We start from the raw sequence: 15,678 nt of genomic DNA, 5'->3' as shown, positions 1-15,678 counted from the left end.
ACGCTTTACTGTCGGCCTGATAGCAAAATCAAATAATAAAAATATATAATCATGTATTAATACGTGTCAATAATCGCAAACTATTTACAGGATGCCCTTGGGATTGCTCTATAAAAATAGTATTTTCATTTAACCTATAGATAGAGGGATGACTTATCGTGTAGGGGGTATTAAGAAAATCATTTAAGTCACGATCATCATCATTCATAATTGATACAGATAATATCTTGCCCGTTAAAATATTACTATCAGTATCCATCACATCAAAAACAATATTACGCCTTGCTTTTACATAGTGATTATCATCATAAACATCAACAGATGAATTGACCTCTCTGTTTATAATACTGATTCGCGAATAAATATGATAAACACTAATCCCATGACTAAGACGGCTATTCATCTCCCAATAGCCTTCTATATCTTTCATTGGGTGAATATAAGAATACACTCTCCCTGAGATATATCCTGCAAACAGACCTAAAAATACAAAAACAAGTATAGGGATTACTATTTTTTTTCGCACATCAACTCTCCATCATTATATTTACATGCAATATATCCACCATCACTCCTTCTTTTCAAAAAAACATAGGGGTCTTTTTTATATAAGGATAAAAACTCTTTGTCTCGGACCAGATCTAAACCAACTAATATGGGTAAGGATTTCACCTCATTAATTTTAATCTGATAGTGATTTGAGGTTAATTCAAATGAAATAAAAAAGAAAACAACAGAGACTACCAACATAATAACTTTATAATGAAAACTTAGAAACCTGGGGGATAAAGAGATAGATTTAGGTTTAACACCTACTGTTGAATCAGCTTGGGTGAATCTCAAATCTTGCGGAAAGTCTGATGAGATAAAGCTAGGCTTAATACTAATAGAGTACCCTTTTTTAGGGATTGTCGTCACTATCTCATGATCCTTATCATCAAGCGCATTACGTAAATTACTAATGGTTTGTGTCAATGTATTGTCAGTGACATAGCTCTCGCCCCATATTTCCTTCTCAATATCCTCACGAGAGAGTGATGAAGGATAATGGTGACACAATAAAGACAGCACCTCAGACTCTTTATTTCTTATTTTTACAACAGCCCCCCCTTTATTAATTGTTCTTTTTGTCGGAGTAAATATAATGTTGCCAATAATTATCTCATCCATTCTCTTACCTTACAGTGATTGCTGATTAGCATAACAGAGATAGCACTAAGAGTGTGTGGCCCACAAACATTAATAAAATTAAAAGTAATAGTTTCTATGAAAACTTGATAATCACTATAAAAAACAAACTCATTGAAATAAAAATCTATCAATAAAAAAAGATTATCGATAGAAACACACATGGTCATCAATTTTATGGTATAGGGCAGGTTATAAGTATAAAAAACAGGTATTCTTTTAACTGTTCTAGATTCAGAAAAACTATCATTTACTCATTTAAGAACAGATAAATAACACCTGCCAGAGCAATGTAGGGGCCAAATGCGATGTACTTCCCCCTCTTTTTTAATATTTTATGAATAATAATATAAGCCATAATACCAAGACAAGAAGATAGCAAGACCAAAACAGGAATTGCAGACAAGCCAAACCATGCTCCCAACGCAGACATTAATTTAAAATCGCCATGTCCCATCCCCTCAACACCCTTAAAAAATTTAAGTAACCGATAGGGTATCCATAAAATAAGATAGCCAGTCACTGCACCAATTACAGCAAAAGGCAAAGGGGATAGCCCATTATTTATATTAAATAGTAGCCCACCCCATAATAGTGGAAATGTAATACAATCAGGAAGAAGATAACAATCAAGATCTATAAAAGAGAGTACAACGAGCGCCCAAACCAAAAAAAGACTGGCCATCATTATATAATCACTTTTTATGCAGTATATAATCGCCACTGTTAATATAGCTGTTATTATCTCTACAATTAAGTACCGAGGGTTAATTCTTTGATTGCAACAATGTGTTGTGCCTTTTAAAAACAACCAGCTAAAAACAGGTATATTATGCCAGACCCGTAAGGGATTATAACATTTTGGGCAAAAGGATCTTGGGAAACAGAGAGTAAGGTTATTTTGAAATACTTCAGTTTTTTTATATCTCACTGAGTTTTTCAATATCACACCAGTCAACATAATGGGTAGTCGATAGATTATAACATTCAGAAAACTCCCTACACACAATCCAATAATAATGAAAAAAAACACATATCCTAACTTATACACATCCATCATAATTTCATTACATTCCTTTAGATAAACGTTTTATACAAATAATACCATTTAGAATATCACTACCATCTTCACTGTTCGTTCTATTGATATTAATATTATTAATCTCTATATCTTGATAGTAAGACAGAATAAGAACAACATCCAGCAGTCGGGAGAAATTTATATTTTTAATATCAATTAATATCCTCCCCTCTTCTAATATGGAAATATTAAATACAGTATCATTTTCAATGAGAAGCGCTGTCATTTCATTATCAACTCGTTCACTTGAGTAATCGTTATTCCATACTTTAGGGGTTTTTCTCATTTTTAACTTTTCAGTCATGAATGAGTAATATTCAAGTTTGCTAGCTAACCAGTCATTTTTTCGGGTCAATAGAATACTATCAAAAACCAATGTGAATAAGTAAAAAACAGTAGCGACCAGCATGACTAGTAGGTAAAAAATAGTTAGTCTCTTCTTAAAATAAACAATAAAGTATACTAGCCAACTCATTGGCAACACTTAAATAGGATATCATACGTCCCATTATCATTATTAGCAGCAACTGCATTTAAGTTTAAGGTCGAAAAAAATTCCTCCTGTTTTTTTAGTGCATCATCTATAACACTCTCCTCTACTATCGTGGTGACATTGAAAGAGATGGTCTGCCTGTCATTATCAAGATAAATACTATTTATGCTTAAATCAAAATTATTAATGATGCGACTTGAGTCATGTAACAGACCAATTAAGTTAAAATTCATAACTCGTCTATTGTAACTATAAGCATAATGTCTAAAATCAATGACTTCATTGGTGTTAGTCTTATTATTCCAGAAGAAATAATCATGAAACTCATCTGACATCAAAGTTAATGCATCAATACTCTTTCCTAACTTATAGTTCCCAATTAAGTAGTCAGAACATATCAAAGTAGAAAATAAGAATAGCAACCAAAAAACCTTAAAAGTATAATTACTCCCCTTACCCTGATTGTTACAGAAATTATACTTTCCACGAAGAAAGTTGGCATTACAATTTTCAATATTTTCGGACATAATGCGAAGCACATCGCAATACGACATAGGATCGTGGTCTATAGGCTTATCACCAGAAGGACTAAATAGATTTTCAGATACAGGAATGAACCTTGATATAACTAATTTTTTTAGTACCGCCTCCTGAACTGAAAAACCTGAAAACTCATGGTTTCTTATTAGCCACTCATTTCCCAGATTAACTGTATAGCACTCCCCTGAGTTAAATGGTAATGTCAAAACATCAGGCATGATAATTTCTGTAAATATTCCTGCACTTTGTAACCACCCCAACCAAACTTTTATCAGTTCGTGTTCGACAGCCGCTACATAGCAGAAATCATCATCGCGCTTCAATATGATGATGTGAAAGTCATCTATATTATCTACTATTGATTGCTCGATAGTGAATGCAACAACTTTAATTATATTTCTTATCTTTCTATTTTTGACATCAACTTTACGAAAAATAACTCTAGTTGATGAGACTATTACTTTAACGCTAGTATAATCGTATGCTGCAATTTTAATTAATTCACAATGATTATCTAGTTTACCATGAGTTATTCCCTCAGCACCTTGCATCTCCATGCACCAGTAAATAGGATCTGTTGCATAACTACCCAGCCTGATGATGAGATTATTTTGAGTGGTTGCTCTGCTTATCATATTTATCACTAATACCAAACCTTCGGTGAAGCACCGTAATTCCACTCGGCCTTACATCAAGTAAACTCGTTAATTGATAATGCTTATACTCATTACTCAACCAAAAGATCAATGATATAAAATATCTATCATGAGAAAATATTGACATGACAATATCTTTTACTCTCTGTACATTCTCTATTTTTACTTCAGAGTTATCTAACAATGTATCCAGAAAAGTTTGAATATTACCCCAACCACTCTCAGGCTTAGACAATATAGTTCTCATAATGCTATCTTCATCGATTAAATTCATAAGAATTTCCTGTATGAGTTTACTATGTTGAATCTCTAGTGTATTAATATTGATAATTAATGAATTATCATACCTAACGCATAACAATGGCACCATTTTAGAATAGATATCGCTATTGATAGTATACCATTTTGATTTTTCCTTAAAGTAATTAAAAACAATATTTTGAATTTCACTTATATCAGAAAATAAAAAATTTAAATCACCTGTAATGTTATTTAAAACCGTTCGATAATATGTTTCACTATCTTTATTAAGAGATAATGATGTTTGTAGAGACTTAACATTAAAACAGTTTGTTTGATCAATAATCTTATAATGTACATCTATATTATTCATTTTTATAGATCCAGGCTTGCTAAATATCCCTACTGATATATCGGCTATATAGTTACTGATTTTCTTCTTTCTCATAATTTCAGCCAAAAGATTTTCTTCCGCACCAAGTAGCAACCATTTCTCTAATTTTCTTTGTTTGCTATTTTCTGACAAGATATATATTACTGACCAATGATATGTTGATGTCATTACTATTCCACTCATCAATAGTAGAATACAAAGAACTAACAGCAGAGCAATACCACACTGCTTCACTAACTTCTTCAACTCAAAATCTCTGTTTGACTATTTAATAAGATAATGACACGCCTTATTGTGCCTATACCTTCAAACTCCATCGTCACTTCTACGGCCCAAGGCAGGATAGATCTATTATTCCATTCACTTACCCACTTATCCTCATGATAGATACGTATGCGAAATCCTACAATGCTATTGAATATGGTGGAAACCTCTCGACCCGATATGCTCAAATCTTCTGAATTGTTAGCCGATATTTTCTCTGATTTTTTATTTTTCAAACTATAAGCTAGAGTATTTGGTTGATAGTGAAGCAAAATTTTCTCACTATCATTCTCTTCACATAATAAATAAACCCCAAACTCATCACGCTCCAGTAGATTATTTCTTATATTGAGATAATCATTGTGATTACTCGATGATTTTTGGTGGATTGTAATATGTGACATGTCGCGGTCTAACTTATTAATTAAGCTTTCCATTTCACTAATCTGCTTGTATTTTTTATTTATAGCAATACTACTCTTAGTAACAATCATAAGAACCTGATACATCATCAAACTCATCATTGTAAAAATAGCTGCAGAAAGTAACATTTCAAGTAGAGTAAAACCACAATGTGTGGTTTTACTTATTAATAACACGATATCCCTCTAATATAAAATAAGGATTTATTTCATCTTCTTGGTCTCGAACCTCAATAATAATAGTAATAATTGTATCTTCTTGACACTTAATTTCTTTAGATTGCCAATACCATAATTTGTTCATCATGAACTCTTGCCCTTTCAGCCAGTTTTCAGTTTGCTCTATTCCCATAATTTTAATTTCAGACAAAACATTTTCTGCTACCCAAGAAGATACCAATCTATTTTCTAATTTTTTTGCTAAAATTAATTTTTCACTGATGACCTTCATAATACCAACGGCACAAAATGCAAAAATAGCCAATGAAATCATAAGTTCCAATAGAGTAAACCCTTTACTGTTGAACAAAAACTCACCTGTTTTTTTTTAAAAAAAAATTTAAATAACACCAAACGCCACTGTCTATTTTTCTTCTGATGATGAATCTAACCAGTTATTAATATCATCTTCAGTTCCAACTACTCTATCTGGCCCCGAAGAGAATATATCTATTTCTCCATATTTTCCGGGATTACTTAACTGATATGAGCGCCCCCATGGATCTTGTGGTAGCCGACGAATATACCCATGTTGAGGATAGTTTTTCGGGATAGGTAACTCTGTTGGTTCGATAATCAACGAATCAATACCTTGCTGTTCGGTGGGATAATACCCATTATCCAATTTATACAGATCCAATGCATTTTCCAGGGCGGCGATATCACTCAGTACTTTCTGCCGATCAGCTCTATTTTTATTGGACATCAAACTAGGAACTGTTAGGCTAGCAAGCAGCCCGAGTATGATGATAACAATCATAATTTCCAATAGTGTAAATCCACTGGCCTTTGTATCATTCATAAAACCCCGTTGATAATAGTCAAATAGTTAAGCTACTGATTTGCAATATTGGCTCAAAAACAGCCAACACAATAATGAATATAAAAGCAGCCATGATAATCATTACTATTGGTTCTAATAATGTTATGAAAATATTGATCTGAGTGACAAACTCCTCTTCTTGAATCGCGGTAACTTTCTTTAACATTACGTCTAGTTTTCCGCTACACTCACCTGATGAGATAATATGTAATATCATGGGTGAAAATATCCGACTTATAGAGAGTGACGATGATAGACTATTTCCCTCACTAACCAACTTAGTCGAATTAATTAACTCTTCCTTAATGCGGTAGTTAGTTATAACTTGATTACTAATTTTCATGGCAGGTATTAAGCTAATACCGTTAGAGATCAAAACTGTCAATGTTTTCAGATAACGTGATATATTTACTCTGGAAATTGCTTTTCCTAACACTGGGACTTTCAAGTAATAACATTCAAATAGATATCTTATCGATTTTATCTTCAATACCCTGTTCAATCCAACCCAAAGTGCCACTGCCATTATGACTATTAGTAGCATGTTATTTTTCAAACAATAGCTAATACTCATAATGGCTCTAGTCGATAATGGCAACACTTGATTATCAAAAGAAAAACTCGCTATTATGTTCGGTATTACAACAGATAAAAGTATAATTATGACGCCTGCGGATATAAAAATTAACATTGCCGGGTAGATAAGCGCCTGGATTATTTTCCTTTGCAACCGCTGTGTCTGTTCAATATGTTCAGCAAGCTGTAATAGCACTACCCCCAGATGACCTGATAACTCACCAGCAGCAATCATGGATCTATATAATACATTAAATACTCTAGGGAAATATGATAGAGAATCAGATAATGAGTATCCCTCAACAACCTTTTTTCTTACATCATGAATTACTGTACTTACATATCTCTTCTTACTTTGCTTCTCAATTATCTTGAGTGTTTCATCTAATGGTATGTCAGAACTTACTAATGTAGACATTTGTCTAGTGAGTAGAACTAAATCAGCACTGGTAACCGTTTTAAAATAATTTATAACCATTGAGTTATGTGTTACTCGTCTGACTTTAATACTTAATATATTTATTTTTCTTTGATAGAGAATATGTCTAGCTGCCCGTATATTTTCAGCTTCAATATTACCTTTTACTTTCATTCCATTATCACTTATCGCAACATACTTAAATAGCGTCATACTTATCCTCTAAACCTATCTTGATCACCTCCTCAATAGTGGTTAAACCAGCAATGATTTTATTGACTCCATCTTGCTTAATGCTGCACATCGTTCCCTGAGCCAAATTGGCTAAATCGAATTCGCTGGCACCTTTATATATTCCTTCTCGTAAAATATTATCTACTATCAAGAGTTCATGCAAAGCTGTTCGTCCATGGTAACCTGTTGCATTACAGTGACTACAACCCAGTGCCCGATACCCATATTGATTCATTATTATCCGATAATTTATCTCTAAATCCTTTAACGTATCTTGTGTAAACAAATACTTCTGTCGACACTCACAACATAATTTTCGGATCAGTCGCTGAGATAGCACAGCTAATAATGAACCTGCAAGCATAAATGGTTCAATACCCATATCCTTTAACCTGGTTACCGCACCTACTGCACTGTTAGCATGTAGCGTTGATAAAACCAAGTGTCCAGTTAGCGAAGCTTGTACTGCTATTTGAGCCGTCTCTACGTCTCGTATCTCACCGATCAAAATAACATCTGGGTCTTGTCTCAATATAGCTCTTAGGCTACGGGAAAATGTCATGCCAATCTTTGAGTTAACTTGTGTTTGAGAAATTCTATCGATATCAAACTCAATAGGGTCCTCTACCGTCATAATATTCCTTTCATGTGAATTTATTTCCATTAAGGCTGCGTAAAGAGTGGTGCTTTTCCCCGCCCCAGTTGGACCGACAATTAGCACGATCCCATGGGGCTTAAGCACAATTTTTTTCATAGCTTCACAGTTTATTTTCGACATGCCCAAAGATAGTAAATCCAACTTAATACTGTTTTTATCCAGTAACCGCATAACGACTCGTTCACCATGATTTGACGGCAATACGGAGACTCGTACATCTAGCGCCCGTCCCGCTAAATTCAGAGCAATACGTCCATCTTGTGGTATACGTTTTTCTGCAATATCCAGCTTTGCCATGACTTTAATTCGTGAAATCAATAATAGCGCAACACCTTTCTGTAGCTCTAATATATTCTTTAATACACCATCGATACGAAATCTTATGATCAGTTTTTTTTCGAAGGATTCGATATGGATATCTGAGGCCAACTCTTTAATTGCCTCTGCTAATATTGTATTTATTAATCTAATTACAGGAGCCTCATTACTCGTATCTAGTAAGTCTTCACTGTCCGGTAGTTCACCTGAAAATGAGTAAGTTTCAATTTCATCACTGATAGCATTAATTATGTTATGTGATCTCTTGGAGCTATTCTGATATACAGTCACGAGATAGGTATCAAACTCATCATCAGTAACAAAATCAAGTCCTGCTGCTTGATTAGCGATTCTGTTACCTTCAAGAATTGCCTCAAGGGAGGCTGAATCGCGGCAAATAAGTTGATAACCTTGATCTACTGGTAATAAAATAATGCCATTATCCCTCGCCCAAGTAAAAGTTAATAAGGTTGATTCTATTTTTTCCTCAGTCATAAGCGCATCTCAGTGTTATCATAAAAACTCATAATATCTTTTTTAATCTGATTATAATTATCACTATTAGTATTATTTATTAAGAGATCATGATAGAGTTTGTTACTATTAATAGTATTTTCACGAGAATTGCTATCTTTATATTTAGTATGCTTTTCTATTGTTACTACACTATAGTCGTTCGTTTCTCTCAGTATTGTTGGCTTAATAAATAAAATAAGATTACTTTTATCGATCTTCTCTTTGCTCTGTCTGAATAACCCGCCTATAAGTGGAATATCACCCAGCAACGGTATTTTGTTCACTGTCTTGCTTAATTTTTCATCTAATAGTCCACCGACCACAACAGTTTCACCACTTTTTACTAAGACTGCATTATTAATGGCTCTTTTATTAAAAATAAAACCTAAATTATTGGTATTAGTATTAGAACTGTCAGCCACACTGGATACTTCTTGCCTGATTTCAAGGAGAACTGAGTCACCTTTGTTAATCTGTGGTTTTACTTTTAGCATAATACCAACTGATTGCCTTGAAATTGAGTTATATACTTTATCTGTCGCTGTTGTTTGCGTCGATGTCAATACTGGAACTTCCTGCCCTACATTAAACTCAGCTTCCATATTATCTAATGTGACAATACTCGGCGTAGCAAGGATATTGTTATTAGAATTAGTGGCTAATGCAGTAAATAGTCCGTTCCAATTTCCTTTGTAAAAACCAGCGGTTAATCCTGCAATAACCATCGGCATTGGCTGTTCACTATGGCTTCTTGCAGGGCCAGGAATAAGGTTGACTCCTCCAGAATATTTATTCGCCCATTGAATGCCAAGATTCAGCCCTTCGGCATTTTGAGTCTCAACGATAATAGCTTCAACTAATACTTGCGCACGTCTGACATCTAGTTTTTCGATAACCTGCTCAAGTTCTTTCATCATCCTTGGATCTGCCGTAATAACTAAAGCGTTGGTCTGATCATATGCCTTAATAGCAATACTCCTACTCTGGCTCTTACCTACCGCACTTGCTTTTTTATCACTTCGTAAGCCTTGGCTAATCCCATTTAGCACATCCAATAACTTAGATGCTTGGGCATATTTCATATAAATAACTTTTGTATTCCCATAGCTATTCTCTTGATGATCAAGATCCTTTATCATTTGTATGGCTTTTTTCCTGATATTACTATCTCCGCTCACCAATATTGAATTAGTTCTATCATCAGCAATGATCTTCCCTATATTAAATGTCTCTTTCTTGCTGATATTAAGTGGAATAATGATTTCATTAATCAGTTTAGCAACCTCAGTTGCAACTGCATGGTTTAGCTTATAGAGTTCAACCTCGGAGTCTCCAGCATGGTCAAATGTATTAATAATTGAGTGTAGGTGATTCACTACAGCGGCACGACCTGTAATTAATATCGCATTTGAGGGATCATAATGAATAATACTGCCAAACTCAGCATTATCATTTAGCTGGCGTAACAGTGGAACTAGGTTTTTTGCTGAGATATGTTTAAGCGGAAAAACTCGATTAATAATTTCATCACCATGAATCTCTCCATTTTCCTTTAACATGGGCACAACCGAACCTTTAGCGCGTTTTGATGGTATCACTTTTAAGATGTCATTAGGCATCTCTACCAGGGTGTATCCGTAGACATCAAGTAAATTAAGAAAAAATTGGTAATACTTTTCTTCATCTAATAGCATATAGCTACGGACACTGACCGATCCTTGGACTTTAGGATCTATAATTATCGTCTTATTCATGTTTTTGCTTACTGTATTAATAACCTCTTTTATATCTGCATCAACGAAAGAGACTGAAAAATTAGCATTGCTAGTCTCAATTGACAAAAAGAAAAACAGCATAGCTAACTTCATTCCAAATACTTTGGTTGGAAGGTATTTTAAGGATATATTATTGGGAGTGATGGCGACACGGCAACAATAAGACATAACATTCCCCTTACGTAAGAACTTAGGCCGTATTTATTATAATATACTTAATAAATAATAAGAACCTTTATCATTAATGAGGATTTTATCTGTAAGTATTTTCACTATTGTAATTCCATCACTTACTTTATCGTGAATAAAATAGCTTTTTTGCTGGCCATTATATTTTAATATCGCAATGGATTTAGTTTCATCGGCATGTTTAAGAATACCCACTAACTTTAGTTCACCAGTATAAACTGGATAGTTATCATTATTATTTATAGCATAGACAATTTTTTTCGAATTATTATCAAAATGTTTCTGACTAAATAGCATCATTTTTTTTATTTTCGCTATCATTTTAATGCTATTACTTTCACTTTCGTTATCGCCACTGTAACCGCCATATGTCACCAGTGTTGGAGACTCGATCTGAGTCATCAAGGTATAACATACAACGATGAATTGATATAATATAATTAATATTATGGCTATTATCAAAATGTATTGTTTTTTATTCATCAAGGCTTGGTTGGGTGCTATTTATCCTTTTAATAAAGATAGCACCCGCACCTCTCATTTATAATGAAGTAGATATAGAAAATAACACTTTCGTGTATTTCCTGCTAATAACCAAGAAATCTATCATTCATCTTATTGGAAGCCATAGCTTTTAATATCCCGGCATCTAGTCTAAGACCATACCTATTTATGGTTTTAACTATTCCGTCGGGTATACCTGCACTTTTCAAGTGGACTCTGAACTTATGTATTAATTGGTGATAGTTATTATCAGATATACTTTTATGATTCTCATACCATACAACTTTTATAATATCTTGTTTACGATTAACATCATTAAACAAGCACATAACCAATCTCTTTTGCTTTTCATTAATATCCACAGTTAATTTCTTTGTATGGAAATGGATTTTATTCATACAGCAATCCAGTGATATCTCTTTTTCATAATCAATCACTCCTTTTCCATTGATATCAATAAATTTACTACCCGAAACAACAGAGACTGTATCGACATACATAGATAACCCCTCAAACATATTCACTCAGTTAATAAAAGCCAATCACACGTCAAATGTGATAAAGGAACAAGTGATTATTATTACTTTCATTCAATGAATAAAACAAATTAAATTATATATTTTGATTATATTTAATGTGAAATTTATATGCTAATTTGCATACAAAACTGATACGTATATAAGAAAACAAATCTATTACTGGCTAATTAAAAATCAACAATCAAATAGCAATGCACTACTTAATGCGAATCACTTACATGGATAATATAGCTTATATCAATGTAAATTCCATCCTTAACCTTAACATTCTAAATTCATTTTATTCATCCATAAAGGCATAAGCCATCACCGAAGTTAACATACAATAATGATAGAAAATTTCAAGGGAAATATCTTTCAATAATCTCAGGAACATCATTGGCTAAAAAAAACATTAATAACATTTATATGTGCTATCTGTATACCGACCAATAGGCCACCATAAACTTTATATTTCTAATGTAGTCACTCATAAATTCAAGTTTCACTTATTGGCATACCGTTTGATTTACCTGATATACTATTGCTTATTTTGTTTTAGTCATATAAACACAAATGTAAATTTCCGCCAAGCATAAAGCAGCAATAAATAAAAGAAAGGGATATATAAAGTAATATTATCTAATCGCGTAATCATAGATGCTCCCCTTGAGTCAATATCATGGGGGCAGGATATAACTAAATATGTTTCACCCCCCCGTATCCATAACAATTTCTACTGGTACTCAGGAATCAATACAGTTCAGGATGACAGCCGCTGGAAATGCCCTCCTGCGCTTCCACGCTTTTGTTGCTATTTAATCAACTGCATAATTAGTGAGCAGTTGATTAAATGTAGTGCATGTTTTTTATATTATGCGGCAACAATAATGCTAATTAACAATTATCCGCTATTTCTCAATGTAAGAGTGATGAGTATTACAAACGATTGTTGAGATCTTTATGGTGCTCTCTCATCCATTGAGCCAATGAATCCAGTGTGGGCTGCAATGTTTTACCCAGCGGGGTAATTTCATATTCAACCCGTGGCGGGACTTCAGCATAGATTTTACGATTGACCAAGCCGCGCTGCTCAAAAGCGCGCAGTTGGCGGGTCAGCTCTTTTTGGGTTATGGGCCTAATCGCCCGTTGCAGCTCTCCGAAACGAATTGGCGCAGCCGTCACAATCAAGCGATAGAGAATGGGAATTGCCCACTTCCCGGCAATGAGTTCAACAAATTGTACCATCGGGCACCTTTCTTCCGCGATTTCGCTCTCAGATGCCGATTTATTTTTATCTGTTAATGGCTTATGGGTTGTCATTGCTTTCCTGTTCCATCCTTAGTATCCAATCAGTACCTACTATACTTTAGATACTTTTGTATTAAAAATGGTGTTCCATTGCTATTAATCAGAAGGCTCACCATGAATCGTTTAAGCCATAAATATGCGTTGATTACCGGAGGAACCAGCGGCATTGGCCTGGAAACGGCGCGCCAATTCCTCGCCGAGGGAGCAACAGTCGCGATCACCGGTAGAAATGACGCCGCTTTGCAGGTGGCCGGTGTGGAACTGGGAGACTCTGTTTTGCTGCTAAATAGTGATGCCAGTAATATCACCGACCAATATCAGTTAGCGGCAAAACTAGCGGAAGTGTGGCCACGGCTGGATATCGTCTATATCAATGCAGGTGATGTTACTCATAATCCAATTGAGAAGTGGGATGAGTCAAGTTTTGACCGGGTACTCTCAACCAATCTGAAAGGCCCTTTTTTCCTGCTGCAATCACTATTGCCGCTGCTAACTAATCCTGCATCCGTCATCCTTTGTGGCTCTGCCAGCGTCCATATCGGCTTACCTCAAAGCAGTGTTTATGCCGCCAGTAAGGCGGGGTTACTCTCTCTGGCGCGAACCTTGTCAGGTGAGTGGGCGGAAAGAGGAATTAGGGTGAATGGCTTAAGTCCCGGCCCAACACAGACACCGGCGCTGCAAAAATTGGGGCTATCGGGTGGCGAGCAAGAAAAACTGGCCGAGCAGATACGCCAACTGGTGCCGATCAAACGAATGGGAACCTCGATTGAGCTGGCCCATGCAGCCGTTTTTCTTGCTTCGGATGAGTCCAGCTTTGTTGTCGGAACAGAATTGCGAGTTGATGGCGGCGTCAGCAGCCTTTAAGAAATATTAATGAAAATAAGATAGGCCAGAGACTGAGAATGACCGCTTCAAAATAAAAGTAATATAGGGACCATTGTCCCCATAGATTACGCGCTAAATCGGGTTGGCCAGCACCGCGCACCAACCCGTCTCAGGCCACGTCAGGATGTTTGTAAAAAACGATCAAGCTGCCTGCGCAGTTGATTGTTCTCTTTTTTTAGCTGCTCAACTCTCTCAAGTAGCGTTAGGGTCATCGCCACACCAGACCAGTCCAGATCCAACTCATTTTGCAGACGTTGGGCGCGTTTCAGACAGCTCAATGCATCAGCATCAAAAACCCAGACACTAGCTGCAAGTTCTAGCGGCACAATCACGCCCAGTCCAACCACCTCGACCAGCTCTTCCTGCATAATGCCCGTTGACTGACACAATTCAGTGACAGTATAGGTGATTTCTATTTCAGCCATAATCTGTTACTCCCACCCAGTACGAGGATTAAATGCCGCCTGCTCTGACAATTGCTGCCACAGCGCCCGCGTTTTCTCGTCTGGCTTCGGTGGCATCACCACCTTGAGGATCGCATACAAATCGCCAGTCGCTTTTTTGCTAACCAGGCCCTTACCTTTGATGCGTAATCGTTGCCCACTTTGGCTACCCGCCGGGATGGTTAAGCTAATTTTACCGGTCAGCGTCGGCACCTCGACGCTAGCCCCCAATGCCGCTTCCCATGGGGCTAACGGCACGACAATGTGTAAATTATGACCATCAACATCAAATAGCGGGTGTGGTGCCAGGCGAATAATCAGAAATAGGTCGCCATTGGCTCCCCCCGCAAAACCCGGCGCTCCCTGTCCTTTAAGACGAATGCGCTCACCATCGCCCACACCGGCAGGAATTTTTACTTTCAGGGTCTTGGTGGTGTCTGCGCCCGGAAAACCTGAAGCATCGACAGTCGGGATTTTGTAAGAGATTGAGCGCGTCTGCTCTGCCAGTGTTTCCTCTAAAAAGAGAGGCAATTCCATCTCAAGATCTTGGCCCCGAACCCCATGAGATGCTCGGTGAGACGAGCGGTGAGCTGAAGCGCCTCGGTTGGCAAAGAAGGACTCGAAAAAATCCGAAAAGTCCCCCCCACCCGCACTGCTGTGCCACTGTTGACCACCGGAATGATAGGCGGCCTGCTGCTGGGTAAAGCGAGGATCGTCGCGATGTAACCTTAATTCGTCATATTCAGCGCGCCGTTCAGCATCTTTTAGTACTTCGTAAGCCTCTGCAACCTCCTTAAACTTACTTTCAGCATCGGGTTCATCGCTGACATCAGGGTGGTATTTGCGCGCCAGCTTACGATAAGCGGTTTTAATCTCTTTCAGGGAGGCGGTGGGCTCCAAGCCCATCACGGCATAATAGTCTTTAAATTCCATGCGGTAATATCCTTAAATTCAATGTGCTATAAGTTATCCCCATTTGACTTATATAAAACCTGTTTGTGCATATTTCAACC

General features: G+C 36.2%; 18 protein-coding genes. 1 reads left to right on the top strand and 17 read right to left on the bottom strand.

What is annotated here, in order from left to right:
• Nucleotides 1–49: 49 nt before the first annotated feature.
• The 15 genes from AACW11_RS03710 to AACW11_RS03640 form a co-directional block, all read right to left on the bottom strand.
• Nucleotides 50–526 (bottom strand): hypothetical protein, encoded by a 477-nt coding sequence (locus AACW11_RS03710; protein WP_212586010.1) that lies wholly within the window; start codon nt 524–526, stop codon nt 50–52.
• A complete protein-coding gene (locus AACW11_RS03705; protein WP_212586009.1) occupies nt 511–1,170 on the bottom strand; it encodes a winged helix-turn-helix domain-containing protein in 660 nt (219 codons plus the stop codon). The genes AACW11_RS03710 and AACW11_RS03705 overlap by 16 nt, the downstream gene beginning before the upstream one ends.
• Before the next feature lie 268 nt (nt 1,171–1,438).
• On the bottom strand, nt 1,439–2,248 hold the full coding sequence (locus tag AACW11_RS03700) for a prepilin peptidase (RefSeq protein WP_212586008.1): 810 nt from the start codon (nt 2,246–2,248) through the stop codon (nt 1,439–1,441).
• A gap of 7 nt (nt 2,249–2,255) precedes the next feature.
• Entirely contained in the window at nt 2,256–2,744 is a 489-nt protein-coding gene (locus AACW11_RS03695; protein ID WP_339379038.1) for a hypothetical protein, read from the bottom strand.
• A complete protein-coding gene (gspL, locus tag AACW11_RS03690) occupies nt 2,741–3,937 on the bottom strand; it encodes a type II secretion system protein GspL (protein WP_212586006.1) in 1,197 nt (398 codons plus the stop codon). Before gspL ends, AACW11_RS03695 begins: the two co-directional genes overlap by 4 nt.
• A complete protein-coding gene (locus AACW11_RS03685; RefSeq protein WP_212586005.1) occupies nt 3,909–4,760 on the bottom strand; it encodes a type II secretion system protein GspK in 852 nt (283 codons plus the stop codon). Before AACW11_RS03685 ends, gspL begins: the two co-directional genes overlap by 29 nt.
• A gap of 74 nt (nt 4,761–4,834) precedes the next feature.
• On the bottom strand, nt 4,835–5,455 hold the full coding sequence (gene gspJ, locus AACW11_RS03680) for a type II secretion system minor pseudopilin GspJ (RefSeq protein WP_212586004.1): 621 nt from the start codon (nt 5,453–5,455) through the stop codon (nt 4,835–4,837).
• Complete coding sequence (gene gspI / locus AACW11_RS03675; protein WP_212586003.1) at nt 5,439–5,807, bottom strand: type II secretion system minor pseudopilin GspI; 369 nt, start codon at nt 5,805–5,807, stop codon at nt 5,439–5,441. The genes gspJ and gspI overlap by 17 nt, the downstream gene beginning before the upstream one ends.
• 54 nt (nt 5,808–5,861) lie before the next feature.
• Nucleotides 5,862–6,299, bottom strand: a complete 438-nt coding sequence (gene gspG / locus AACW11_RS03670) for a type II secretion system major pseudopilin GspG (protein WP_212586002.1) — start codon at nt 6,297–6,299, stop codon at nt 5,862–5,864.
• A gap of 19 nt (nt 6,300–6,318) precedes the next feature.
• A complete protein-coding gene (locus AACW11_RS03665; protein WP_212586001.1) occupies nt 6,319–7,527 on the bottom strand; it encodes a type II secretion system F family protein in 1,209 nt (402 codons plus the stop codon).
• A complete protein-coding gene (gene gspE / locus AACW11_RS03660) occupies nt 7,514–9,019 on the bottom strand; it encodes a type II secretion system ATPase GspE (protein WP_212586000.1) in 1,506 nt (501 codons plus the stop codon). Before gspE ends, AACW11_RS03665 begins: the two co-directional genes overlap by 14 nt.
• The gene (gene gspD, locus AACW11_RS03655) at nt 9,016–10,908 is read right to left on the bottom strand and encodes a type II secretion system secretin GspD (protein ID WP_249192871.1); all 1,893 of its coding nucleotides are present in this window, start codon (nt 10,906–10,908) and stop codon (nt 9,016–9,018) included. The genes gspE and gspD overlap by 4 nt, the downstream gene beginning before the upstream one ends.
• A gap of 111 nt (nt 10,909–11,019) precedes the next feature.
• Entirely contained in the window at nt 11,020–11,406 is a 387-nt protein-coding gene (locus AACW11_RS03650; RefSeq protein ID WP_249192867.1) for a type II secretion system protein N, read from the bottom strand.
• 185 nt (nt 11,407–11,591) lie between these two features.
• Entirely contained in the window at nt 11,592–12,008 is a 417-nt protein-coding gene (locus AACW11_RS03645; RefSeq protein ID WP_212585997.1) for a winged helix-turn-helix domain-containing protein, read from the bottom strand.
• A gap of 957 nt (nt 12,009–12,965) precedes the next feature.
• Nucleotides 12,966–13,349, bottom strand: a complete 384-nt coding sequence (locus tag AACW11_RS03640; RefSeq protein WP_212585996.1) for a winged helix-turn-helix transcriptional regulator — start codon at nt 13,347–13,349, stop codon at nt 12,966–12,968.
• A gap of 102 nt (nt 13,350–13,451) precedes the next feature.
• On the opposite strand from AACW11_RS03640, the gene AACW11_RS03635 reads away from it, so the two are divergent.
• Complete coding sequence (locus AACW11_RS03635) at nt 13,452–14,201, top strand: SDR family oxidoreductase (protein ID WP_212585995.1); 750 nt, start codon at nt 13,452–13,454, stop codon at nt 14,199–14,201.
• A 140-nt stretch (nt 14,202–14,341) separates the two neighbouring features.
• Here AACW11_RS03635 and cbpM read toward each other — a convergent pair whose 3' ends face one another.
• Entirely contained in the window at nt 14,342–14,647 is a 306-nt protein-coding gene (cbpM, locus tag AACW11_RS03630) for a chaperone modulator CbpM (protein ID WP_212585994.1), read from the bottom strand.
• Between the two features lie 6 nt (nt 14,648–14,653).
• A complete protein-coding gene (gene cbpA / locus AACW11_RS03625; protein WP_212585993.1) occupies nt 14,654–15,598 on the bottom strand; it encodes a curved DNA-binding protein in 945 nt (314 codons plus the stop codon).
• Between the last annotated feature and the right edge of the window lie 80 nt (nt 15,599–15,678).

This window comes from Yersinia sp. Marseille-Q3913 (genome assembly GCF_963892745.1).
GTDB lineage: Bacteria > Pseudomonadota > Gammaproteobacteria > Enterobacterales > Enterobacteriaceae > Yersinia > Yersinia bercovieri.
This window is presented reverse-complemented; position numbering and strand designations above follow the sequence as displayed.